This window comes from Priestia aryabhattai, from assembly GCF_023715685.1.
Classification (GTDB): Bacteria; Bacillota; Bacilli; order Bacillales; family Bacillaceae_H; genus Priestia; species Priestia aryabhattai_B.
Window position 1 is genome coordinate 362,129 of record NZ_JAMBOQ010000004.1, and the last position, 22,676, is coordinate 384,804.

Below are 22,676 nucleotides of genomic sequence, written 5' to 3' on the forward strand. Positions count from 1 at the left end.
AAGTGGAGGAAATCAATGAATATGTTTACAGATGACAGCGTAATGCTACACACCGATTTATATCAAATTAATATGGGAGAAACGTATTGGGAAGATAATATTCATCAAAAGAAGGCTGTTTTTGAAGTTTTCTTCCGCAAACTTCCTTTTGGGAATGGGTATGCTGTTTTTGCTGGGTTAGAAAGAATTATTGAATATATTAAAGCATTTAAATTTAGCGAATCAGATTTAACGTACTTGCACGAAGAATTAGGTTTTAAAGAAGATTATTTAGCTTACTTAAAAGATCTTACGTTTACTGGAACGATTCGATGTATGCGTGAAGGTGAGCTTGTGTTTCATAATGAACCAATTTTACGTGTAGAAGCACCATTAATTGAAGCGCAGCTCGTAGAAACAGCTATTTTGAATATTGTGAATTACCAAACGCTGATTGCGACGAAAGCAGCTCGAATCAAACATGTAGTAGGAGATCAAGTGGCAATGGAGTTTGGAACACGACGCGCTCAAGAAATGGACGCTGCCATTTGGGGAACAAGAGCAGCCTATATTGGTGGATTTGGTGCTACTTCTAACGTGCGAGCAGGAAAGAAATTTGGAATTCCAGTGGCAGGAACGCATGCTCATGCGATGGTGCAAGCTTATAAAGACGAATATATTGCATTTCATAAATATGCTCGTCGCCATAAAAACTGTGTATTTTTAGTTGATACGTACGATACGTTAAAATCAGGAGTTCCCAATGCCATTAAAGTAGCAAAAGAATTAGGCGATAAAATTAATTTTACAGCGATTCGCTTAGACAGCGGTGATTTAACCTATTTGTCTAAAAAAGCTCGTCAAATGTTAGATGAAGCAGGGTTTACAGAGACAAAAATTGTTGCTTCCAACGATTTAGATGAAGATACAATTATGCATTTAAAGTCGCAAGGGGCACGAATAGACATGTGGGGAATTGGTACTAAGCTAATTACTGCATATGATCAGCCGGCGCTTGGAGCAGTATATAAACTCGTCTCTATTGAAGGAGAAAATGGCGAGATGATGGATACGATTAAAATTAGTGCGAATCCTGAAAAAGTGAGTACACCAGGGTTGAAGCGCGTATATCGTATTATTAATAATTTGAACGGAAAATCTGAAGGGGATTATATCACTATGGAAGACGAAGATCCTCAAAGCGAAGAACGTTTAAAAATGTTCCATCCTGTTCATACGTTTATCAGTAAATTCGTCACAAATTTTGAGGCAAAAGAACTTCATCATGATATCTTTGTAAACGGAAAACTTGTGTATGAAACAGAAGAACTTCAGGAAATTCAGCAGTACGTAAAAGATAATTTAGAGCTGCTTTGGGATGAATATAAGCGCACGCGCAATCCTGAAGAATATCCAGTGGATTTAAGTGAAAAATGTTGGGAAAATAAAACGCGTCAAATTGCGTACGTAAAACATAAAGTAGAGGAAGCCCTAAATAAAAAATAGTAGGGAGCTGGGGACATGTCAGATACGCTTGCTTATTTTCAACAGCTAAATCCTGATAAGAAAATAGATAAGCTTTTAGAAAAAGGAGCGAAAATTGGAATTTATGGTTCTTCTTTTGATCCGGTTACCAATGTTCATCTTTGGACGGCATCAACGGTCGCTCATCGAAAGAAGTTAGATGCTATTATCTTTTTGCCTTCATCGCACAAACGAACAGATAAAAAGCTCCAAACGTCCGATGAGCACCGTGTAAATATGGTTAGCTTAGCGATTAAAGACAACCCGAAATTTTTGCTCGATACGTATGAGCTAGACGTATTGCCCGGCTATCATTACACATACTACACTATGGAACATTTTAAAAAATTGCTTCCACACGCTGACTTATTTTTTATCATGGGAGCCGACTTACTTCAAGATATTGGTGAAGGCAAGTGGAAGAAAGCAGATGAACTTATTAGTAAAAACCAGTTTATCATCATGGCAAGAGAGGGAATAGACATGTTGAAAGCTATTAGTCATTCTCCCTTGCTTCGAAATTATGACGACGGTCGGTTTCAGCTTCTTGATAAAGGGCTAGCGATGGAAATCAGCTCTACTTATATTCGTCAAGAATTTGCCCGGGGCGGAGAACCAAGATATTTAATGCCTGATCTCTGTTATTTTTATAGTAAAAAACATGGATTGTATCAGTAAGAAATCTACATATAATGGAAGGAGAGCATGTATCATGTCAGACATGCAAGAAAGAATAAGAAAAGAGTTACATGTGAAATCTGAAATTGATCCAGCACAAGAAATTCGTGCCCGCGTTGATTTTCTGAAAAACTACCTAAAGTCAGCAAATGCAAAAGGCTTTGTATTAGGTATAAGCGGAGGGCAGGACTCTAGCTTAGCTGGACGATTAGCGCAGATTGCTGTAGACGAATTGCGAAAAGAAGAATATGAAGCAAAATTTGTAGCCGTTCGCTTGCCTCATGGCACGCAGCATGATGAAGCGGATGCGAAGGCGTCACTAGAATTTATTAAACCTAATGAAACATATACGTTTAATATCAAAAACACGGTGGAAGCATTTGAAAGTTCATTTACAGGTGCTACGGATATAGCGCTGTCTGATTTTCATAAAGGAAATGTCAAAGCACGTACGCGTATGATTGTACAGTATGCAATCGGAGGAGAAAACGGCCTTTTAGTTATCGGAACCGATCATGCAGCAGAAGCAGTAACAGGCTTTTTTACAAAATACGGGGATGGCGGAGCAGACGTGCTGCCTCTAACGGGATTAACAAAGCGTCAAGGAAAAGCATTGCTAAAAGAATTAGGTGCAGATAAACGATTGTACGAAAAAGTACCAACGGCTGACCTATTAGATAATAGTCCTGGTCAATCTGATGAAACAGAACTAGGAATTTCTTATGATGAACTAGACGATTATTTGGAAGGAAAAGAAGTATCACAAGAAGCGGCTGAAAAAATTGAACAGCGCTATCGTATTACTGAACATAAGCGTCAGTTACCGGCTAGCATGTTTGATGAGTGGTGGAAATGAGAGAAATGCCCATATTAGGTATATCTAATATGGGCATTATTTTGACCGATTTCTTTAATAAAACAAAAAAGAGGCGAGAAAAGTGTAATTTAACGAATTGTTTTCTCATACACACTTTGTTATTTTTACGCACTTTGGTATAATGAAGTGCTTTTAATATTATTGAGGAGGAACATTTTTTATGGCAGTTGAAGTAGGTAGCAAGGTACAAGGTAAAGTAACAGGTATTACTAATTTTGGAGCATTTGTAGAATTACCTGGAGGTCAAACTGGGCTTGTACATATTAGTGAGGTAGCTGACAGCTATGTAAAAGACATTAATGACCATCTTAAAGTTGGTCAAGAAATTGAAGTGAAAGTCGTTAATGAGAAAGACGGAAAAATTGGATTATCCATTAAAAAAGCGATAGATAAACCTGAAAGACCCTCATCTTCTTATTCACAACGCCCGCCACGTCAGGCAAGAAATAATGATAATCGTTCTAAAAGCAACTTCCAACCAAAGGAAAACTTCGAACAAAAAATGGCGCGTTTCTTAAAAGATAGTGAAGATAATTTATCTACGCTAAAACGCAGCACTGAATCAAAACGAGGTGGCAGAGGCGGAAGACGCGGATAAATCCCTTCCACTTTAACTACTTTATTATATAGTTCAAGCAAGCCAGTAAAAATTGGCTTGCTTCTTTTTTGTAATAGCTTAGTATATGCGGTAGAAGAGTAAAGAGAAGGTTAGGTACTTACTTGGTTGTAAAGTAGATGCCAATAGTGACAAGAGATGAGAGAAGATCAAGGATGAGTAGGATGAAATTTAAATCTATCATAATCATACCTCCCTTTTTGCGAGCGTTGACGTTAGTATCTGCACGACCTCCCTTTATTATTCGTAATTTTTAAAAATTTCATTCAATTAAGTATAATATTTTTTATTAAATTAAACTATGTTCTAAATAATAAATACTAAAATAAAAAGGCTCATAAGAAAAATTTTCTTAGAATAATAAAAAAATCTTGTAAGTAAACGAAGGGAAGTAGGAATGAGTCCCTGATAGAAATAGTTAAATTAACAGGAATTCGTCAGTATTCTTGCATATTCATCTAATCTCTTCATAATTTTAGGAATAAAAAAGTTTCGAAAGGATGAAGAACAGACAAAATTCTTCTTTTTTTGAGCATTAGTGCTTAGTTTGCAGGAATATATAAAATGATTCCATAGACTCAAGGATTTTATAGCAATATATAGAACTTCCATACTATTCTAAATTTTTAGCTCACTAGCTAAGTAAAAGGTGCGTATGTTCTGGGGATGAAGACATACATAGTAGCACGAGTTATAGAGAGAAATGGAGAGGGAAAAACGATGAAAAAAGGATCAATTCGGGCTGTATTAAGTACAGTAGCATTTTCGGTTGCTTTATCTTCTTTTGCAATGGGAGCATCCGCTAACGGAAATTCAAAGCCGGCGCTTGAACCGTCTTTAGTCAAAATTCAAGGAGACTATAACTTAAAATCAGCCAAAAAAGTAAAAGTTATTGTTGAGTTAAATGAAGAATCTGTAGCGGAAGCGAAGAAAAAAGGAGTAGCACAAAGTAAAGGAAAGATTAAAAAAGCGCGTGATGAAGTGAAAAAGGAGCTTTCAAAAGCTTCTAAAACTTCGAAAGTAAAGCGAGAATATGACCAAGTGTTTTCTGGATTTTCAGCGGAACTTCCAGCTAATGATCTTGAAAAAGTAGCAAGTTTACCCGGAGTAAAAGCTATTTACCCAAGCGTTGAATATCATACAACGGAAGTGAAATCGAAAGAAGTGAGCGCCGAAGAATACGGTTCTGAAATGGATAAAAGCATTTACTATGTGGGAGCAGATCAAGCGTGGAAATCAGGGTATACAGGTAAAAATATGACCGTAGCCGTTATTGATACAGGCGTCGATTATGACCATCCGGATTTAAAGTCGGCGTTTGAGAAATATAAAGGATGGGATTTTGTTGACGACGACAAAGACCCTCAAGAAACGCCGGCGGGAGATCCAAAAGGAGAAGCGACAACGCACGGTACACACGTAGCGGGAACAATTGCAGCGGACGGGAAAATTAAAGGGGTAGCTCCTGACGCTCATTTACTTGCTTATCGTGTATTAGGCCCAGGAGGAACAGGGACAACAGAAGATGTGATCGCCGGTATTGAACGAGCGGTAGAGGACGGGGCGGATGTAATGAACCTGTCACTTGGAGACACGATTAATAATCCTGACTTGGCAACAAGTATTGCATTAGATTGGGCAATGGAAGAAGGGGTAGTAGCTGTTACATCAAATGGAAACAGCGGACCAGCTAATTGGACAGTGGGCTCTCCGGGAACGTCTCGTGAAGCTATTTCAGTTGGTGCGACTCAGCTTCCTTACAATCTGTATAAAACGTCATTAACTGTAGATAACGCAAGCTATGCTTCAGCTGAAATAATGGGCTTTCCAAATGACAAGGCGTTACTGGATGCAAGCGGTAAAAATTATGAATTTGTACCTGTCGGACTTGGAAAACCAGAAGACTTTGAAGGAAAGGATGTAAAAGGAAAAGTAGCGGTTATTTCTCGCGGTGACATTGCGTTTGTAGATAAAGTTGACAATGCGAAAAAAGCCGGTGCTGTTGCCACGGTGATTTACAACAACGTAGAAGGAACAATCCCTGATATTCTAGGTACATCTCTGCCAAGTATTCGGCTATCACAAGCCGATGGACAAGCTTTGGTAGCTTCTTTAGCAAAAAGATCCGTCACTGGCTCTTTTACTGCAACATTTGATCAGACAGTCGATGAAACAATGGCCGACTTTTCATCTCGCGGACCGGTTGTGGATACGTGGATGATTAAGCCGGACATTTCGGCACCTGGAGTAGATATCATCAGCACAGTGCCAACAAATGATCCAAGCAATCCTCATGGATATGGATCAAAACAAGGAACAAGTATGGCCGCACCGCACGTAGCAGGAGCAGCAGCATTAATTTTACAGGCGCATCCAAATTATAAAGTAGAAGACGTAAAAGCATCTCTAATGAACACAACGGAACTGCTTCGTGACCGCAATGGACTGATTTACCCTCATAATACGCAAGGTGCAGGAAGCATGCGTGTAGTAGATGCAATTAAAGCGAAAACTCTTATTACACCAGGAAGTCACTCGTACGGTGTATTTTATAAAGATAAAGGGAAACAAGTAGAAAAACAAAGCTTCAACATTAAAAATCTATCAAATCACAGTCAAAAATACTCAATCAAAGTAAAATTTAAGAAAAGCCATCAAGCAATTGACGTTAAATCAACAAATGATCTAGTGATTAATGCAGGAAAAACGCAAAAAGTAAAGCTAAATGTAAAAGTAGATGCAGGGAAATTATCTCCTGGCTATTACGAAGGCACAATTACCGTAAGTAACAATAAAGAAACGTACGATGTTCCAACCATCTTATTTGTAAAAGAGCCGGATTATCCTCGCGTTACTTCTGCTTATGTAGATGTACTTGGAAATGGATCATTTGAATACGGCAGTTATTTGCCAGGAGGAGCAGAGAAGCTTAGCTATTACATTTACGATGCAACGTTAGAAAAAGGGGAATTGTTAAGTTCGTATACGAATGTAGCAAAAGGATTCTCTAGCGCAACGTGGGACGGAAAAATTAATGGTGAAGCTCTTCCAGCAGGAACGTATTATTTATACGCAGAAGCAGTGAAAGCAGGTCAGACGACTGGTTCTTTAGGAGAATTTGAAATTAAATAAATAAAAAAGAGAGTGCCAGTCTAACTGACACTCTCTTTTTTATTGAGCCGTATATCCACCATCGATCACAGCAGCTTGGCCGGTTACGCCTTTTGCTAAATCACTTGCTAAAAACATTGCATAATCTGCAATTTCATCGACAGCAAGCAAGCGTTTTTGAGGGACAAGAGGATAAATGACTTCTTCTAGTACTTTTTCAAGCGCTACATTTCGTGTACGTGCCAAATCTTTTAATTGATTTTGAACAAGCGGTGTATCAACATAACCAGGACAAATCGCATTTACCGTAATGCCATGCTCTGCACCTTCAAGAGCGGCCACTTTCGTTAAGCCAATCACGCCGTGCTTGGCACTGTTGTACGCTGCTTTTCCTGAGAAACCGATTAATCCGTTAATGGAAGACATGTTCAAAATACGGCCGAATTTTTGCTTTTTCATAATAGGAAACGCATGCTTGGTCGCAACAAAAGGTGCAACAAGCATAATTTTCGTTAAAAGTTCAAATTTTTCAGTAGGAAATTCTTCGAGCGGGGAAACAAATTGCATGCCAGCATTGTTAATTAATACATCAAGGCGGCCATATGTTTCAACCGTTTGAGCAATCATTTGTTCAATATCACTTTCATTTGTCACATCTGCTTTGATGCCTAACGCTTCGTAGCCTTTTGAGTTCAATTTGTCTGCTGCTTTCTTAACGCCATCTTCATTTAAGTCAGTTAAGACAACAGTGGCTCCGTCTTCAGCAAAGCGCTCACCAATTTGATAACCAATACCTTGAGCTGCACCTGTAATTAGTACAATTTTGTTTTCAACCATCGTTTTTCCCCCTTATATGTAGATTATATAAAATCGCTTACTTTTCCATTTTATCAAAAATTATCTTGATTTAGCGAGTTTTTTAACTGTATTTCACGCGAAAAGAATGGGTGTAGGAAGGGGTGTTTACTATCTTTACTTCCACATTGCTAACAGAAGCGAACGGAGAGGGGCCTCTTTTAATTTCTTCAATAAATTTTTGGATATTTTTTTCTTCACCTTCAGCATCAATTTCTACTTTTTGATTGTCTCGATTTCGTACCCATCCGTTAATGGAACATTCCATTGCTTTTAGCTGCGTGTAGTGCCGAAACCCTACGCCTTGAACGCGTCCATCTACAAGCATATGCACATGTTTTTTCACTGTTCTCACCTCACAGGCAATTTTCCCTTTTTTATAAAAAGAAAACAACTACAATCGTAACTTTCACTGTATAATAGAAAAGGACATTGTAAGACTTTAACAGTTATGACATTGTAAGACTTTAACAGTTATAATGTAGATTAAATTAAGAAAGAAGGGTTATGAATGCAAGCAGCAGCACGAACGCAGCAAGCGCAGCGGGCGACGATTTACCGTATTTTATTTGCTATTAGTTTAGGACATTTTCTAAATGATTGTATGCAGTCCGTTATACCGGCACTTTTTCCTGTCCTTGAAAAATCGATGAATTTAAACTACACGCAAATTGGTTGGATTGCCTTTGCTTTAAATATGACGTCATCGGTTATGCAGCCGGTGTTTGGCGTATTTGCCGATAAGCGTCCATCGCCATTTTTATTGCCAATTGCGATGTGTCTAAGCATGATTGGTATGGTTGGGCTCGCTTTAGCGCCAAATTTTTATTTTGTGATTATATCTGTCTTATTTGTAGGATTCGGATCCGCTATCTTTCACCCGGAAGGTTCTCGCGTAGCGTATATGGCAGCAGGAGGAAAACGGGGGCTGGCGCAGTCTATTTATCAAGTTGGTGGAAATACGGGACAGTCGATGGCTCCGCTGTTTACGGCATTTATCTTTATCGGACTTGGTCAGTTTGGAACGATTTGGTTTACATTAATTGCAGGTATAGGCGTAGTGGTTTTGTATAGTGTCTCTAAATGGTATAAATCAGAGTTAGCTAATCGTCAACGCTTGAAGAAAAAGCAATCAGATGCTTCATTTACGATGAACAAGCAAATTATTTTTGCGGTTGGTCTTTTAATTTTTCTTGTTTTTGCACGTTCATGGTACGGAGCAGGCATACTCAATTTCTTTCAGTTTTATATCATTGAAAAATTTAATTTGTCTATCAAAAGCGCTCAGCTTTACGTTTTTTTATTTATGATTGCAGGGGTATTTGGAACATTCTTTGGAGGTCCGCTTGCCGATCGTTTCGGAAAACGAAATATTTTATTGTTTTCTATGTTAGGGTCAGTACCATTCACTTTATTACTGCCTCACGTTTCTCTAGGAGTTGCAGCACCTCTTTTAGTGTTAATCGGCTTTATTCTCCAGTCAAGTTTCAGCGTCACGGTTGTCTATGCTCAGGAGCTGATGCCGGGGAAAATTGGATTGGTTTCCGGCTTGATTGTAGGGCTTGCTTTTGGAATGGGAGCTTTAGGAGCTGTTGTATTCGGTAAATTAGCCGATGTATTCAGCCTTCAGTTTATTATGCTGTTTTGCAGCTATCTTCCAATCCTAGGGCTGTTAACATGGCTGTTACCGAGCGATAAGCGTGTTAAAGATATGCATGCAACAAAATAAGAAAAAGAAAAGGCAAACGCAGCTTAGCGTTTGCCTTTTTTCTATAAGCGTGAAGCAAATTTCAAGACGAATTCATATTTTTCTCCTACAATAGAAACAATAGAAATTGAAAATCGAAAGGAAGAAGCAGCTATGATTAAGCTAAGCGTATTGGATCAGTCTCCTATTTCAAGCGGATCAACACCAAAGGAAGCGTTGGAACGCACGGTGGAACTGGCTAAATTAACAGAAGGGTTAGGCTACCATCGCTTTTGGGTAGCGGAACATCATAATACAAACGGTCTTGCAGGCTCATCTCCGACGCTTTTAATGACTCACTTGGCTTCTCAAACGAGCCGAATCCGAATTGGGTCTGGAGGAGTCCTTCTTCCTCAATACAGCCCGTATAAAGTAGCAGAAGATGCTCAGCTGCTTGAAAATCTGTTTCCTAATCGAATTGATTTAGGTCTTGGACGCTCACCGGGAGGAGATGCGCTGACCCGACTAGCGCTCACAGATGGAGTCCGTAAAAGTCTCAATGAATTTCCGCGTCAAATTCAGGCGTTAAAAGGACATCTTGAGCATAATTTACCATCCGATCATCCGTATTACGGTGTGACGGCTTATCCGTTAAGTGAAACAAAGCCAGAACTGTGGCATCTTGGTATTAACAAAAGAGGAGCAAGATCAGCTGCTGAGCTGGGCATCTCTTTTACGTTTGGACATTTCATTTATTCAGTTGGTGGACAGGAAGCCATTCGTCATTATAAACAAGAATTTATCCCTTCTTCGTATCAATCAAAGCCTAAAACTAACGTATGCGTATTTGTTGTATGCGCAGAAACAACAGAAGAAGCCGAGCAGCATGCCAAAACGTTAGATGATTGGCTGTTGAAAGTAGCTAAAGGTGGAGATACAACGATTTCATCGATAGAAGAAGTGCACAATCGTTCTTATTCAGAAGAAGAGCTCAAAAAAGTGAGCAGCAATCGTCCACGTATGATCGTAGGAAATCCTGCTGAAGTAAAAACAGAATTGATTCAGCTGCAGCAAAAATACGATAACGACGAATTTTTAATTATTACAAATATCCATGATTATGAAGCGAAAAAGAAGTCTTATGAATTGCTTGCAGAGCTATTTCCTCAACCCTCATTTTTTTAAGAAAAAGATGGGGCTTGTGAGTAAGCTATTGATATGAGAGGGGTTTAAGAGTGGGTAATCGGCGTTTGCCCCATTTTTGCCTCACTAATTACTTAGATAACGATCTAGCTTAGTAATGTTTTCAGATTCTTATTTCTTTGTAATATGAAGATATACATCAGCTGTCATTTTAATGTTAGTATGTCCCAGCGATCGCTTACGAATTTAATGTCAGCTCCGCTCTCTAATAACATAATTGCATGATTATGTCGTAAACCATGAGGGCTTATGTGATGCAGTTTAGCCTTGTTGGTAATAGCCTTCATAATATCGTTAATTCGAAATTCACTAAGGGCTTTACCATTAGCTTGGGTAATCATGTACTGTTGTTCAATATAATTAGCTCCGTATTTAAGTTTATTTCGTTTGGCAAGTTTGATATTTTTTAATTCATTTACCTTTATTCAGTTACCAATGTATCATTAATACTTATCGTCCGTATAATACGGTTTGTTTTAGGAGGCTTCAAGCCATGACTGCTCCGTGTTTTAGTAATGCTAATAGTTTTTTCTTTAAAATTAATATCGTCCTAATGCAAGGCAATTAATTCACCTTTCCTCATGCCTGTACGCAAAAGGGTAATAGCTACGATATATTGATAAAAAGGGCACTGTTTTGCTGTATCCATAAAAATGGTAACTTCATCTCTTGTAAGATAATTAATTTTTCTCTCAGAAATATCATTTTCTTTTTTTATAGAGATATTTCTATATTTGTTGTAAGTTAGCATTTCTAGCTCTACAGCTTTATTTATAGCAATACAAAAAATTGAGTGAATAGCTTTAACTGTACCTAGTGAATAATTCTCAGTTAATCTGTTGATGAATTTCTGATATTCTAGTCTAGGTAGTTGATTAAGCTTGAAATCACCTAAGTAGGGGATAATTTGATTATTAACGTAGGTTTTTCTGTTTTTTAATGTTCGTAACTGAACCTGACTACCATATACCTCGAGCCATTCGATAAACCAATCTTTAATTAATTTTTCCCGGTTCTCTAAAAGAGAATGTTTCTCCAAATATATTTGTTTTTCTAATTCACCGGCTGCAAGTTTAGCTTCTGATTTGGTTCTAAAACCACCTTTTGATATTTCTTTCGTTTTTCCACAAGAAGGATCTACGTATCTAATTCTGTATTCCCACTTCTTTCCTCGCTGGCGATAGCTTGCCAATCTAATCACCTCTTTAAAAAATATTAAACCAATCGATAAGAATCTCTATTTCACCTCCTTTAAGTAACTTGTGTTTAACATTAGTTATTTTTATGTATATGGATCACTCCATTGGCGCTATAAAATATTTCAACTGAAGCAGGTTGAGCCTTTAACTTGTCTGCAAATGTATGTCTTGACATAAAAACACCCCAATTATTAGAGTTTCTTTGTCTAACAATTGGGGTGCAGTTCACCTAAGGTGTCTTTTTTAGGATCTTTAAAAGATAAATAAGGAAGAATAGAGAATTATTACATTTATTTTTTTCTATAGAGCATACTATCCCTGGGAAGGAGTGAATTTTAATGAAAAAGAAAAATTTTGATAGAAACTTTTTACGTGTAATTTTAATTACAAACCTACTTGGCATAATCCCTCTTATCCTTAGGAAACCGCCAATAAAAGATTGGCTATTGGTATATATATATAATGCTGCTACGAATGGTATAGTCGATAAGGCTCTTACTACCTATAAAGTAGTTCAATATCCATCCCGTTTTTTACCAAAACTATTTAGAACCCACATTTTATTTGATTATTTAATATACCCAACCTTTACAGTTCTATATAACCAAATGACAATAAAAGATAAGCCTTTTGCTATTATTTATAAACTGGTTCTAATTACGTTTCCTGCTTTTTTGGTTGAGTTATGGGCAGTTAAAAAAACAGATTTAATCAAATGGAATAAAGGCTGGAAATGGTACCATACATTTGGCGGTGTTATTATTAAATCTTTAATTACAAGGTCATTTATTGGAGTTGTAAGGATAATTGATAGTAAGCAGCAAAAGATTACACCAAAAAGTTAGAGTATGACCGCTATATGTAAGGGAGAAAAGTGAAAGAATTATGAAAGAAAGACGAAAGGTTATTATGGTATTAACGAAAAATACTTAGTATAAGAAATATCAAATAGGTAACTTTATAACTGTTGGTTAGTAGTTTAAGGTCCTACTAATCAACTTCCTTTTTTCTCTATTGTAGACGCACTACCTTTGCTAAGGGTGCTGTTTCTATTTTACGTATAAACTTTAAAAAGACACACATACTATATATAAATGATCCGCCGTTCCCTTTGTGGGTGAACGGTTTCTCCTTTCGATGAAGAAACTTTTCAGAGAGCACCCTCTTCCAAGGGTGTTTTTATTTTAAAAACATGTTAAGCAAATGTTCACAGTGCAAATGGAAATTAGCAATATAACCCTTTATGATCTTGTTTATTATAAGCGGGTATATTATGAAATTTCAAAGTGGATTTGGATTTCCACTACCAAAACTAGGTGCCGCAGGAGATGTTGAACTAGGCATCGTAGTAGAAGAGTTTTGAGAGCCTGTTGTTGAATTCGAGTTAGGACTGGAGTTTGATCCTAAGAGCTTGTTTGTGAATTGGAATTTGCACTTGTAACGGGGGGATACTTGACCTACGTTGCCAAGAATAATAGTTCCCCCGATACATTAACAATTGTAAGTGAATTGATATAAGAAGGCGTATGTTTTCACCTTTTCATTATGATAAAGAAAATAGAATGTACCTTAAAGTATGTTTAGGTTGTCAAATTTGTATAGACGGGCTAGAGAAATAGGCGAAGTGGTCAATGTGATTTTAAAAATTAGAGTAGACAATTTTAGCTAAGTAACCCTTCGTCATTTTACCTAAACATATGATACACGCTAACAAGAAAGCTATCATACTTTAATGAAGGCTCTTGTTTACGAGTTGTATTAACACCTTTAAGACAAAGTAGGTGATTAAATGTTCTATTCTAATTTCTATACGCCTTTTAACTATGCTTTCTACCCTTATTTCATGCCTTCTTTTGGACGTCCTACTGGATATGTACTGAATTCTAGTGGTGAAGTTGAAAGTTGGTGGGGGAATTATCCATTGGGTTATCCTGCTAAGGCTCCAAAATTTGGGGTTGGGGGACAGACGCCTATTTCAGGGCCTGCCATACCTTTCAGTTTCAGGGGTTACTATTGAAGTAATAAGCATAAGGATACTGATTCATCAGTGTCCTTTTTTATTAAAAACAGGTGATTTGTCATTCTTTGTCGAACTAGTAGGTGAAGAGGTGATACACATATGCTTAAATTTAAAGTTGTTTTTGAATTTATAAACGGTAGGACAAAGGAATTAAAATTTGAAGCCATATCAAAGAAAGAAGTCATTAGTCATATAACAAAACATGAAAAATTTGTTTCGAATGAAAAAGAGCTAGTGCATATCAATTTAAATAATGTGGTGCAGTTTATGGTTACAGAAGAAAAAAAATAATAATAAGGTAAGAATAAATAACTTTTTGTCGAATAGAATAGACAAAAGGTGGTAATAGATATGGTCGATAAAAATTGGATTAATGCATATGTTTCTAAAATTTCAGGAAAGCATTTCGAACTGTTACTGATTCAAGATATTATTGATTCTTTCATTGAGATGTTAAATGTAAAGCTAAATGATAATCAACAGTCTAAAGCCAATTTTAATAAAGAAAAAAATGAAATTTCATTTCCAGACTGTTTAATTTCATTCAAAATTCAAGGACCTACATTGAGTTTGAGCAAAGTTTTAAAATCTAACTATCAAGTTGCTGGTGGAATTAAAATTTTCGATACAGGTTTGGCTTATCATTTAAAATCTGGTGCAAAGTTGATTGAAGAGGTTGAAACTATATCTGAAGCATTAGATAGGGCGCTAAGTTATTTACTTTTAGAGCTGAAATAAAAGTTAATATTTTTATAAATTTAGGTCACTCACAGTGGGTGGCTTTTTATTATGTCCATAATATGTAAGTTGAATATGTGTTAAATAATAAATACAAAGGAAAAGGTGGCAATGTAGATGAGGAATGATAAGTATACACCAATCTATGCATCTAATACTACTAACGAGAAGCTAGATGATATTAAAATAATATTTAAGATTGTTGATGTGTGCATTAGACATCGGTATTCTCTCATAGTTATGCTGATGTAGTAAATAGGTGGAGTATAAGTAATGAACTAATTACAACAACTACTGAGATTGAATCATTATATAAGTTAGCAAAGTTAGTGAATAAGATTACAACTATGGTTGGTATTGATACCACACCAAATGATTACTTACTTAATATGAGTGAGTGATTGATTGTTATGAAAGAGTATAAGACAAAAGAACAGAAGTTAAAGTTTTACAAATCAAAAGAATGGAAACAATTAAGGCTTGAAATATTAAAACGTGATAATTATGAATGCCAAGCATGCAAGCGGAATGGATTAGTCTATACAGATAATCATGATCCAGGTAAACATAAACGTTTAGATGTTGACCATTTGAAAGAGACTGAAAATTTTCCTGAGCTTGTATTGGATATAAACAATTGTGAAGTGAAATGTCATAATTAAAAACATGATCGTTTTAAATTTCAAAAGAAAAAAATAAATGGAACGATGAGAAATGGTGAAGTCCCCCTCCAAAAAACTTTGTTGACTTTTAAAGTCATTGGGGAACGAATGGTCCTCAATAAAACAAGTAAAGATACGCTTAACATTGAAAATATTTATATTAATAATGTAGCTAAGGAGATTCAAAAATATTTTCAACAGGAAGCAAAAGATGATGTTTCAGTAAGGAATAAAGTTTATTGTACCTATTTAACACACTTCCAAAATGACACCTTTATTCTCAAAGAAGATGGGACTTACGTAAAAGTTAATCCGAAAGATAATAGTGACACTTTAAAAGAAGTAGAAACTCATTAGGTATTATGAAAGAACTCTTTAGTTTTGTAGAAGGGCTCTTTTACATGCACTAAAATTTATCTCTTTTAACATCGTATTCTAATGAATGTGAAGGCAGTTTACTAATTTTATGTACGTTCTAGGACTCCTTAAAAAACATAAAAAAATCTGGGATTAACTGCTTCTCCTAAACAAAAAATGAATAAACCTATAAGATATTTTACAATCATATACTTCAGAATAGATTATCACAATCGTTATATAAACCATTACAATATAACATAACAAAAAGGCAACTATGCATTAATGTAGCTGCCTTTCTGTTAGGAGAGTTTTGAGAAAATACAATTGTTTATTAACTTTATTACTTATTAACATTAAACCAGCCTTTCCTTTTAAACCAAAGAATCATACCTATAGTCATTAATCCCATAATCCCCAAAATAATATAATATCCGTAATGCCAGTGAAGTTCAGGCATATTATCAAAGTTCATCCCGTACAAACCTACTACAAAGGTAAGGGGAATGAAAATAGATGAGATAATAGTTAGGGTCATCATAATGGAGTTCATCCGGTTAGCATTAATGGAAAGATAATTGTCTCTCATATCTGATGTCATGTCTCGATTGGCTTCCACCATATTTGTCAACTTTAATAAATGATCGTAGATATCATTGAAATAAGCTTTTTGATCTGCAGGTATATTTAAACGTTCAGAGTTAATAATTCGATATAATAAATCCCGCATAGGAAGAATCGTTTTTCTCAATTTCAATAAATCACTTCGAATATCAAAAACATCATCCATTAGTACGGCAATTGATTTTTTTGCGTCTCTACTTTCAATTTCGTTTAGCTGGTCTTCAATTTCGTACACAATTGGAAAGTAATCGTCTACTAATTGATCTAAAACGGCATAAGTGAGATACGATATCCCTTTATTAAAGCCACTCGGGTGTTGGAGAAGACGTTGCCAAACAGTTTCGACACCTGACAATGGTTTGAAGTGAAACGTCACTAAGTAATTTTCCCCCACAAATAAGTCTAATTCTTCAATATCTAAAGTTTTACTGTTTAAATAATGAAGAACTAAAAAGCTGTACCCTTCATAATAATCAAGTTTGGGTCGTTGCAAAAAATGAAAACAATCTTCAATAGCTAAAGGGTGAAAATGAAAAAATGTCTCTAATATTTTTCCTTCCTCTTCAGATGGAGAGGCAAAATCTACCCAGAACCATTTAATTGAAGGATCAGATAAGTGATCAAGAGTTACGTCTTGTCTTACATTTAAATCTTGTGTAACAGCCAATGTTCTAATCATGTTACTGCTCCTCCAAATTCTCAAAGATCCTATACTGTATATTATTTTACATAAAATAAACGATTAAACCCACTGCTAACAAGATCAAAAAATTTTTTTGATACCTTTTCCTTTTTTCTTCATTTGTATCTTTATTTCTTCCAAAATATCTATCTGTGAAAATAACGCAACAAAGGAGGAGGAAACTTAGGATAATGTCTAATATTAAGAAATGAAAGAAATTATTTATGTCACCCAAGGGTATATCACCTCTTCTTATTGTTCACTGTTAACTGTAATAACGCTAGGTAAGCCTTTTTTTATAATACTTTTTATCTATAGGTTTAACGATTAATAGAGTAGAAAGAAACTAAGAAAAGATTAGTAATTTATTGTTTTCTTTCTCCTAATGATTATAATTAAAACATGAAAAACAACTTATTATACAACAAAGTCTCATGCATTCCCTAATTTATTGAAAGATAAGAAGGTAATAAACTCGCAAATTCGCAGTTTTAAATGAGTCAATGTGATGAGATGAAGACTGAAAAATGGAATGTGAATGTCGATATATTAAAAGACATTGTAATGGGAGAATTTTATGAAGTACGCACAAATTTTTACTGAAAATCGAATTCGAAAAACAACTTTAATTGTATTACTTATTTGTATGAGTATAGCTTGGGTACTAGATAGCTATTATTGGTACAATGTGGCCATTTTTGTTGTTTCAATATCTTTTATCCTACATGGTGTAAATGATTATATCGTAGGAAAGAACAAAACGCGGGGAACTGTTATTATATTATTGAGTTTTCTTTTTACTTTATATAATTTACTAAGAATCTTTTTTTTCTAATAAAAATAAGATTCTTATACTTGCAAGGAACGAGGAATTTCTATGTTTAAGAAAATTGTAAAATGTTATGACTACAAATTTATTGTAGCTTTGGTAGTTCTAAGCCTCATCGGCTTAGTTATGGTTTATAGTGCTAGTATGGTAACAGCGGTTAGTCGCTATGGCGTAGAAGGTGATTATTTTTATCAAAAACAAAAACTTGCTCTTATAGCAGGATTTATCTTTTTTTGTGTTGCTGCATTTATTCCTTATAAAATTTATCGTGAAAAAAAAGTGTTGAAAATCTTATTAGGCATTGTTACTACGCTTCTTATTTTGGTCTTAGCTTTTGGACATACGGCAGGTAATGCGCAAAGCTGGTTTAAACTTGGTCCTATAGCAATTCAACCGTTAGAATTTACGAAACTAACCATCATTGTTTATTTGTCAGCAGTTTTTGCGAATAAACAAGAGTATATCAACGATTTAAAGCGCGCTATTATTCCACCTGTTCTCGTAGTATTTTTCATTTGTTTTTTAATTGCTTTACAGCCGGATTATGGTGGTATCCTGCTTATTTTAGGGACAGTTTTAGCTATCGTTTTATGTTCGGGTATTTCGACGAAAACAATGCTAAAGATTGCTTTACTAGGAGTAGTAGGAATCTTTATTATGTTAGTGGTTTTATTAGTAACCGGACATATTGATACAGTATTTTCACCTGTTCGTTTAGCTCGTTTTACTGGTTATCTACACCCTTTTGAGAACCAGCAAGGGGATGGATATCAACTGGTGAATTCTTACTTAGCTATCGGTAGTGGTGGTCTTACGGGAATGGGATTAGGACAAAGTGTTCAAAAAGCGGGCTATTTACCTGAATCCCACACAGATTTCATTATGGCGATTATCGCTGAAGAACTAGGCTTTTGGGGTGTACTCCTTGTATTAGGATTATTATTTTTTATTATATTGCAAGGGCTAAAAATATCAAGAAGGTGTAATGATCCTTTTGGAGCGTTAGTAGCGATTGGTATTTCAGTTATGATTGGTATTCAAGCATTTGTTAACCTTGGGGCGGTAACAGGAATCCTTCCTATTACAGGTGTAACGTTACCTTTTGTAAGTTTTGGAGGTTCTTCTCTTACGTTACTTATGGCAGCTGTAGGGATATTAGCGAATATATCCATGTTTAATACGTACGAAAAGAAATACAAAAATAATAAAGTGAATGAACCAGGAAAATTGAAAAGTGTTTAAGAATTTTATTGACACTATAACAAAAGGCTCTGACAAAATAGAGCCTTTTATTTATGTAAGCTATATTGATTTAATTTGAAATATTGCTAAGTTAATTTAATTATATGGTAGTTCATTTTTGTATCCCTTATATTCTTACATGCCATTTAGATTTTAAAGTCAAGAGTTATTTCCTTTTAAGTAGTTGTAAAGAAATATATATTATCCATATTAAAGCTGCTATAATGAATTGTTTTTCTACTACATTTTATTCTCAACAATACAAAATTATTTTAGTTAAGAGTCTTTTTGTACACAAAAAAGACGCCTAATGGGGCGTCTATATCCACCCGTATAATTTGGAAAAGGGGAAAAATGCTAACTCAAGGAGTTAACATGATCTTACTTAAATTTTACCCGTTTAACAAAAAAGTAAAACATGTATAGTGATGAAAAGAAGTAAGTTACTGAAACCTTTCTTGTCACTGGTCTTCTGGATCTATTTCGAGGCTTTCAACTTCGTCATTCTTTTTTACTTCTAATCGTACAATTTTATTTTTACTATCTCCAGACACATTATCATTATCTAACTCAAAATCTTTGGCTTTCTTATAAGTCTTTTTACCACTAGAAACTTCTATAGTTAGGTCTTTGTCTGTTTCACTAATTAACTTACCAATTACGCTATGATCTCCATCGGATTCTTTTTCATAGATACCATCTGAATCAGCTTTTGCTAGAGCTGTTAATTCTAAGTTTTCAGCACTTTGATTTTTGGCATTAACTTCTACTTTTACTTGTTTCCCATCGATAGCCTTAGGAGTATCTTTTTCCTTCTTAAAGGAATTACTCTTAGGTATCTTTACCCTTTTATCATCAATGACAAGTGTTAACTCATCGTTGGTTTCTTTGTCCAAAGTGCCTACTAAATCAAAATCTTCATCCTGTTTACTGTCAGGATCTTTGGAAAACTGTTGTAAATTTGATTTACTTTCAGAGGAGCTGCTTTCATTTTGAGATGTATTTTGAGATGAATTATCTTGACTGGAGCATCCTGTCAGAGATCCTGCCGCTAAAGCCCCAGCTAATAAGATAGATAGCGTTAACATTTTTTTGTTCATATGGTTTATTCCTCCTTTTTTATTTATAATTAATATTGCCTTTCTTCTATAGGAGTAAACAAACATGTATTTTATTAAATGCCTGTGTAAAGAGAATACGTAGATTTTTATAATTCCAAGCCGTATCAATGACTACAAGAGAAGAGGGCAGAAAGAGATGCCCCATTTTTGCCCCACATAATTTAATTTATAATGATATATTTTGAAAATCAGAACCTAATGAAAGTTAATTAAACCGCTCTACAATAGCTTAACAACAAACTATGAAACCCGCTCGTTTTTTTAAGAAAAAGATGGGGTTTTTTTACGGAATTAAATGTTAGAATATTTAAAAAGGAGGAGTGACATGTACGTAGATAAAAAAAGTGTAAGCAACCAAACTCATACAATTACCTATACACACATTAAAACGGGAGGACCTAGCATTTGTTTTATGTTTTCAGGCCTGGGCTATACATACGAAAAGCCGCTATTGTATTATGTAACGATGCTGATGCTAAAACACGGAATTGACGTTGTTCATATTCACTATACATATCCAAAAGAGCTCATGACAAAGTCTACAGATGAGATTGCAGACGTTATGATGAAAGACATTGATTTAGTTCTGCAAGATGTTTTATCTTACTTTGACTATACAAATATAGTATTTGCAGGAAAATCGATTGGCACAATTCCGCTGATTCAGCGGCTTATGAAAGATGACGCCTACAAAGGCGCAACGATGCTTTTGCTGACTCCGCTTTTAACCAAATCGGAACTGTTTGAAAGTTTACTAGAAAGCACTCATAAAGGTCTTATTGTAATAGGGAGTCGTGATCACTATTACAATGAATCAATTTACCAATTAAAAACAAACACAATGAATATTGAAGTGATTGAAAATGCCGATCATTCATTGGATGTTTTGTATTCTCCCGTGGAATCGTTAAAGGCGTTGCAAAACGTTTTGAACGGTATAGAAAGACTTCTGTGAGATAGGAAATAAGGAAAGGAGAACGAAATGGATACGCTACGTGAAATTATTTGCGAAAAAAGAGCCTACAGCTATTCACCTCATACTCATGATCATAACTACAGTCAGCTGCTGTTTCCGCTAGCAGGTGCTCTTAATATTCAAGCAAGTGAACAGCACTTAACACTGCAAGAAGGTTGCTTTTACATTCCTCCTCGTCAGCTGCATACGTATCAAGCCAAAAATATAAATGAATGTTTAGTTATTGATATTCCTTTGAAATTTACAGAAAGTGCGCATCTTTCTCAAAAAGCAGCCTTTATTCAATGGGATTCAACATGGCAGGCAATTCGCTACCTTTTACTTGATCAGCTTCAAAAAAGCACTGAAAGGGGGGCTCTTGAAGATTTAGTCCGTTACGTTCAGCATTATTTACCAAAAGAACAAACGTTTAAATCCATCGACTACCTTCATGCTAACTTTAATCAAGAGCTAAATATAGAAAGTCTTGCTAAGCTGGAAAATTATCATCCTGCATATTTTTCTACTTGGTTTAAACAAAAAACGGGTTATTCGCCTCAAAGTTATGTAGCACTTATACGTTTAAATAAGGCAAAAGAATTGTTAAAAGAGACAAGCTACTCGGTAACTTATATTGCGCATGAAGTCGGTTATCACAGCTTGTCTTCATTCACTAAATGGTTTGCAAAACAAGAAGGAATCTCACCTACTCAATATCGAAGTATCTTAAAAACAGACAAGTAACATCATAAAAGCGGAAAAACTTTTTTCTTTCTTTTAGCTATGATAAAAGAAAGGAGATGGAACTATGAATACTTCATTATCAAAAATACTTATTTTATGTGCCGCTGTACTATGGGGAACTACAGGAACTGCCCAAGCCTTAGCATCTGCTGAAGCGCATTCTGTGGCGATTGGAGCCATGCGTTTAGCTGTAGGGGGACTGTCGCTTCTTGCCGCTTGTCTTATTCAAAAAAAGAAAGTGGACTTAAGACGTCTTCCTATTCTACCTCTCGCGGTTGCTGCAGCAAGTATGGCCGCTTATCAGCCGTTATTTTTTTCAGCCGTTATCAAAACGGGTGTTGCAGTAGGAACAATGGTGGCAATTGGCAGTGCGCCAGTTTTGTCAGGAGTGTTAGATTACATAGCGTACCGCAAGAAACCTACTAAAAAATGGATGATCGCTACGTGTACTGGTATTATAGGGTGCTGCTGTTTATTGTTAAAAGAAGATAGTCAAATCGATGTGATAGGTTTGGGTATGGCGATAGGAGCAGGAGCTTCTTTCGCTTGCTACACCACTGTTAATAAAAGTATTGTTCAGCATGTTGATCCGCAAGTGGGGGCTTCTCTTGTGTTCACAGCAGCCGCTGTTTTACTGATTCCATGCTGGTTTATGTACGATATGAGCTGGCTAGTCTCTTTAAATGGAATAGGCATCGCTCTTCACTTAGGAATACTTACTACGGCTCTCGCTTATGTATTATTTTCTACAGCGCTTAAGTCGGTGCATGCGTCTACCGCCGTGACTTTATCGTTAGCAGAGCCCGTTACCGCTTTTTTACTTGGCGTATTTTTGCTGGGGGAATCCCTGACTTTGGTGAACATATGCGGAGCAGCACTAGTGTTTGCTAGCTTAGCTTTTTTAACGTATTCTCCGAAGTCATCGCTAAATCGAGAGGTGCATATATAAAAAAACCCCCTTTCTTTAAAGAAA

Annotated in this window: 22 protein-coding genes; 16 read left to right on the forward strand and 6 right to left on the reverse strand. The window is 35.7% G+C overall.

Features of this window, described 5'->3' with window-relative positions; all coding sequences use genetic code 11:
- Nucleotides 1–15: 15 nt before the first annotated feature.
- The 5 genes from M3225_RS20445 to M3225_RS20470 all read left to right on the forward strand — a co-directional run bounded on the left by M3225_RS20445 (nt 16) and on the right by M3225_RS20470 (nt 6,806).
- Nucleotides 16–1,485, forward strand: coding sequence for a nicotinate phosphoribosyltransferase (locus tag M3225_RS20445; RefSeq protein WP_251396660.1), 1,470 nt, complete (start codon nt 16–18; stop codon nt 1,483–1,485).
- A 15-nt stretch (nt 1,486–1,500) separates the two neighbouring features.
- Complete coding sequence (gene nadD / locus M3225_RS20450; RefSeq protein WP_029321572.1) at nt 1,501–2,181, forward strand: nicotinate (nicotinamide) nucleotide adenylyltransferase; 681 nt, start codon at nt 1,501–1,503, stop codon at nt 2,179–2,181.
- Nucleotides 2,182–2,215: 34 nt separating this feature from the next.
- Nucleotides 2,216–3,037 carry an ammonia-dependent NAD(+) synthetase gene (gene nadE, locus M3225_RS20455; protein ID WP_251396661.1) on the forward strand — a complete coding sequence of 274 codons (822 nt, stop codon included), beginning with the start codon at nt 2,216–2,218 and terminating at the stop codon, nt 3,035–3,037.
- Between the two features lie 181 nt (nt 3,038–3,218).
- On the forward strand, nt 3,219–3,656 hold the full coding sequence (locus tag M3225_RS20460; protein WP_013056909.1) for a S1 domain-containing RNA-binding protein: 438 nt from the start codon (nt 3,219–3,221) through the stop codon (nt 3,654–3,656).
- A 738-nt stretch (nt 3,657–4,394) separates the two neighbouring features.
- On the forward strand, nt 4,395–6,806 hold the full coding sequence (locus tag M3225_RS20470; protein ID WP_285885801.1) for a S8 family serine peptidase: 2,412 nt from the start codon (nt 4,395–4,397) through the stop codon (nt 6,804–6,806).
- Between the two features lie 39 nt (nt 6,807–6,845).
- On the opposite strand, the gene M3225_RS20475 is transcribed toward M3225_RS20470, so the two are convergent.
- Entirely contained in the window at nt 6,846–7,622 is a 777-nt protein-coding gene (locus M3225_RS20475) for a 3-hydroxybutyrate dehydrogenase (RefSeq protein WP_251396662.1), read from the reverse strand.
- Between the two features lie 82 nt (nt 7,623–7,704).
- Nucleotides 7,705–7,986 carry an acylphosphatase gene (locus M3225_RS20480; RefSeq protein ID WP_251396664.1) on the reverse strand — a complete coding sequence of 94 codons (282 nt, stop codon included), beginning with the start codon at nt 7,984–7,986 and terminating at the stop codon, nt 7,705–7,707.
- A 165-nt stretch (nt 7,987–8,151) separates the two neighbouring features.
- Between M3225_RS20480 and M3225_RS20485 the strand changes: the two genes are divergently transcribed.
- Both M3225_RS20485 and M3225_RS20490 read left to right on the forward strand, forming a co-directional pair.
- Nucleotides 8,152–9,369, forward strand: a complete 1,218-nt coding sequence (locus M3225_RS20485) for an MFS transporter (RefSeq protein ID WP_251396666.1) — start codon at nt 8,152–8,154, stop codon at nt 9,367–9,369.
- Between the two features lie 132 nt (nt 9,370–9,501).
- Entirely contained in the window at nt 9,502–10,512 is a 1,011-nt protein-coding gene (locus M3225_RS20490) for an LLM class flavin-dependent oxidoreductase (protein WP_251396668.1), read from the forward strand.
- Between the two features lie 164 nt (nt 10,513–10,676).
- Here M3225_RS20490 and M3225_RS20495 read toward each other — a convergent pair whose 3' ends face one another.
- Together M3225_RS20495 and M3225_RS20500 are read right to left on the reverse strand one after the other, a co-directional pair.
- Entirely contained in the window at nt 10,677–10,871 is a 195-nt protein-coding gene (locus M3225_RS20495; protein WP_251396670.1) for a tyrosine-type recombinase/integrase, read from the reverse strand.
- 209 nt (nt 10,872–11,080) lie between these two features.
- A complete protein-coding gene (locus M3225_RS20500; protein WP_251396672.1) occupies nt 11,081–11,722 on the reverse strand; it encodes a site-specific integrase in 642 nt (213 codons plus the stop codon).
- 345 nt (nt 11,723–12,067) lie between these two features.
- Here M3225_RS20500 and M3225_RS20505 point away from each other — a divergent pair, with 345 nt between their 5' ends.
- From M3225_RS20505 to M3225_RS20525, 5 genes are all read left to right on the forward strand, one after another.
- A complete protein-coding gene (locus M3225_RS20505) occupies nt 12,068–12,574 on the forward strand; it encodes a CBO0543 family protein (protein WP_251396674.1) in 507 nt (168 codons plus the stop codon).
- A gap of 1,274 nt (nt 12,575–13,848) precedes the next feature.
- Complete coding sequence (locus M3225_RS20510) at nt 13,849–14,040, forward strand: hypothetical protein (RefSeq protein ID WP_251396676.1); 192 nt, start codon at nt 13,849–13,851, stop codon at nt 14,038–14,040.
- A gap of 60 nt (nt 14,041–14,100) precedes the next feature.
- Nucleotides 14,101–14,487, forward strand: a complete 387-nt coding sequence (locus M3225_RS20515; protein WP_251396678.1) for a hypothetical protein — start codon at nt 14,101–14,103, stop codon at nt 14,485–14,487.
- Between the two features lie 410 nt (nt 14,488–14,897).
- Nucleotides 14,898–15,149: an HNH endonuclease gene (locus M3225_RS20520; protein WP_251396896.1), complete on the forward strand. Its 252-nt coding sequence runs from the start codon at nt 14,898–14,900 to the stop codon at nt 15,147–15,149.
- A 45-nt stretch (nt 15,150–15,194) separates the two neighbouring features.
- On the forward strand, nt 15,195–15,506 hold the full coding sequence (locus M3225_RS20525; protein ID WP_251396680.1) for a hypothetical protein: 312 nt from the start codon (nt 15,195–15,197) through the stop codon (nt 15,504–15,506).
- 343 nt (nt 15,507–15,849) lie between these two features.
- Here the strand turns inward: M3225_RS20525 and corA are convergent, their stop codons facing one another.
- Nucleotides 15,850–16,809 (reverse strand): magnesium/cobalt transporter CorA, encoded by a 960-nt coding sequence (gene corA, locus M3225_RS20530; RefSeq protein ID WP_251396682.1) that lies wholly within the window; start codon nt 16,807–16,809, stop codon nt 15,850–15,852.
- A gap of 880 nt (nt 16,810–17,689) precedes the next feature.
- On the opposite strand from corA, the gene ftsW reads away from it, so the two are divergent.
- Entirely contained in the window at nt 17,690–18,883 is a 1,194-nt protein-coding gene (gene ftsW / locus M3225_RS20535; protein ID WP_251396684.1) for a putative lipid II flippase FtsW, read from the forward strand.
- Between the two features lie 461 nt (nt 18,884–19,344).
- Here ftsW and M3225_RS20540 read toward each other — a convergent pair whose 3' ends face one another.
- Nucleotides 19,345–19,983 carry a hypothetical protein gene (locus M3225_RS20540; protein WP_251396686.1) on the reverse strand — a complete coding sequence of 213 codons (639 nt, stop codon included), beginning with the start codon at nt 19,981–19,983 and terminating at the stop codon, nt 19,345–19,347.
- Nucleotides 19,984–20,329: 346 nt separating this feature from the next.
- Here M3225_RS20540 and M3225_RS20545 point away from each other — a divergent pair, with 346 nt between their 5' ends.
- From M3225_RS20545 to M3225_RS20555, 3 genes are all read left to right on the forward strand, one after another.
- Nucleotides 20,330–20,959 carry an alpha/beta family hydrolase gene (locus tag M3225_RS20545; protein WP_251396688.1) on the forward strand — a complete coding sequence of 210 codons (630 nt, stop codon included), beginning with the start codon at nt 20,330–20,332 and terminating at the stop codon, nt 20,957–20,959.
- Nucleotides 20,960–20,986: 27 nt separating this feature from the next.
- Nucleotides 20,987–21,703, forward strand: coding sequence for a helix-turn-helix transcriptional regulator (locus M3225_RS20550; protein ID WP_251396690.1), 717 nt, complete (start codon nt 20,987–20,989; stop codon nt 21,701–21,703).
- Nucleotides 21,704–21,767: 64 nt separating this feature from the next.
- Nucleotides 21,768–22,652 carry a DMT family transporter gene (locus M3225_RS20555; protein WP_251396692.1) on the forward strand — a complete coding sequence of 295 codons (885 nt, stop codon included), beginning with the start codon at nt 21,768–21,770 and terminating at the stop codon, nt 22,650–22,652.
- The last annotated feature ends 24 nt before the right edge of the window (nt 22,653–22,676 follow it).

What these genes read in the sequence shown, in the direction of transcription:
- M3225_RS20545 (WP_251396688.1), top strand. Translation starts at nt 20,330, where the DNA reads ATGTACGTAGATAAAAAAAGTGTAAGCAACCAAACTCATACAATTACC.
- M3225_RS20460 (WP_013056909.1), top strand. Translation starts at nt 3,219, where the DNA reads ATGGCAGTTGAAGTAGGTAGCAAGGTACAAGGTAAAGTAACAGGTATT.
- M3225_RS20490 (WP_251396668.1), top strand. Translation starts at nt 9,502, where the DNA reads ATGATTAAGCTAAGCGTATTGGATCAGTCTCCTATTTCAAGCGGATCA.
- M3225_RS20510 (WP_251396676.1), top strand. Translation starts at nt 13,849, where the DNA reads ATGCTTAAATTTAAAGTTGTTTTTGAATTTATAAACGGTAGGACAAAG.
- M3225_RS20540 (WP_251396686.1), bottom strand. Translation starts at nt 19,983, where the DNA reads ATGAACAAAAAAATGTTAACGCTATCTATCTTATTAGCTGGGGCTTTA.
- M3225_RS20475 (WP_251396662.1), bottom strand. Translation starts at nt 7,622, where the DNA reads ATGGTTGAAAACAAAATTGTACTAATTACAGGTGCAGCTCAAGGTATT.
- M3225_RS20470 (WP_285885801.1), top strand. Translation starts at nt 4,395, where the DNA reads ATGAAAAAAGGATCAATTCGGGCTGTATTAAGTACAGTAGCATTTTCG.
- M3225_RS20485 (WP_251396666.1), top strand. Translation starts at nt 8,152, where the DNA reads ATGCAAGCAGCAGCACGAACGCAGCAAGCGCAGCGGGCGACGATTTAC.
- M3225_RS20525 (WP_251396680.1), top strand. Translation starts at nt 15,195, where the DNA reads ATGAGAAATGGTGAAGTCCCCCTCCAAAAAACTTTGTTGACTTTTAAA.
- M3225_RS20550 (WP_251396690.1), top strand. Translation starts at nt 20,987, where the DNA reads ATGGATACGCTACGTGAAATTATTTGCGAAAAAAGAGCCTACAGCTAT.
- M3225_RS20520 (WP_251396896.1), top strand. Translation starts at nt 14,898, where the DNA reads ATGAAAGAGTATAAGACAAAAGAACAGAAGTTAAAGTTTTACAAATCA.
- M3225_RS20495 (WP_251396670.1), bottom strand. Translation starts at nt 10,871, where the DNA reads ATGATTACCCAAGCTAATGGTAAAGCCCTTAGTGAATTTCGAATTAAC.
- nadE (WP_251396661.1), top strand. Translation starts at nt 2,216, where the DNA reads ATGTCAGACATGCAAGAAAGAATAAGAAAAGAGTTACATGTGAAATCT.
- M3225_RS20555 (WP_251396692.1), top strand. Translation starts at nt 21,768, where the DNA reads ATGAATACTTCATTATCAAAAATACTTATTTTATGTGCCGCTGTACTA.
- ftsW (WP_251396684.1), top strand. Translation starts at nt 17,690, where the DNA reads ATGTTTAAGAAAATTGTAAAATGTTATGACTACAAATTTATTGTAGCT.
- M3225_RS20505 (WP_251396674.1), top strand. Translation starts at nt 12,068, where the DNA reads ATGAAAAAGAAAAATTTTGATAGAAACTTTTTACGTGTAATTTTAATT.
- nadD (WP_029321572.1), top strand. Translation starts at nt 1,501, where the DNA reads ATGTCAGATACGCTTGCTTATTTTCAACAGCTAAATCCTGATAAGAAA.
- M3225_RS20445 (WP_251396660.1), top strand. Translation starts at nt 16, where the DNA reads ATGAATATGTTTACAGATGACAGCGTAATGCTACACACCGATTTATAT.
- corA (WP_251396682.1), bottom strand. Translation starts at nt 16,809, where the DNA reads ATGATTAGAACATTGGCTGTTACACAAGATTTAAATGTAAGACAAGAC.
- M3225_RS20515 (WP_251396678.1), top strand. Translation starts at nt 14,101, where the DNA reads ATGGTCGATAAAAATTGGATTAATGCATATGTTTCTAAAATTTCAGGA.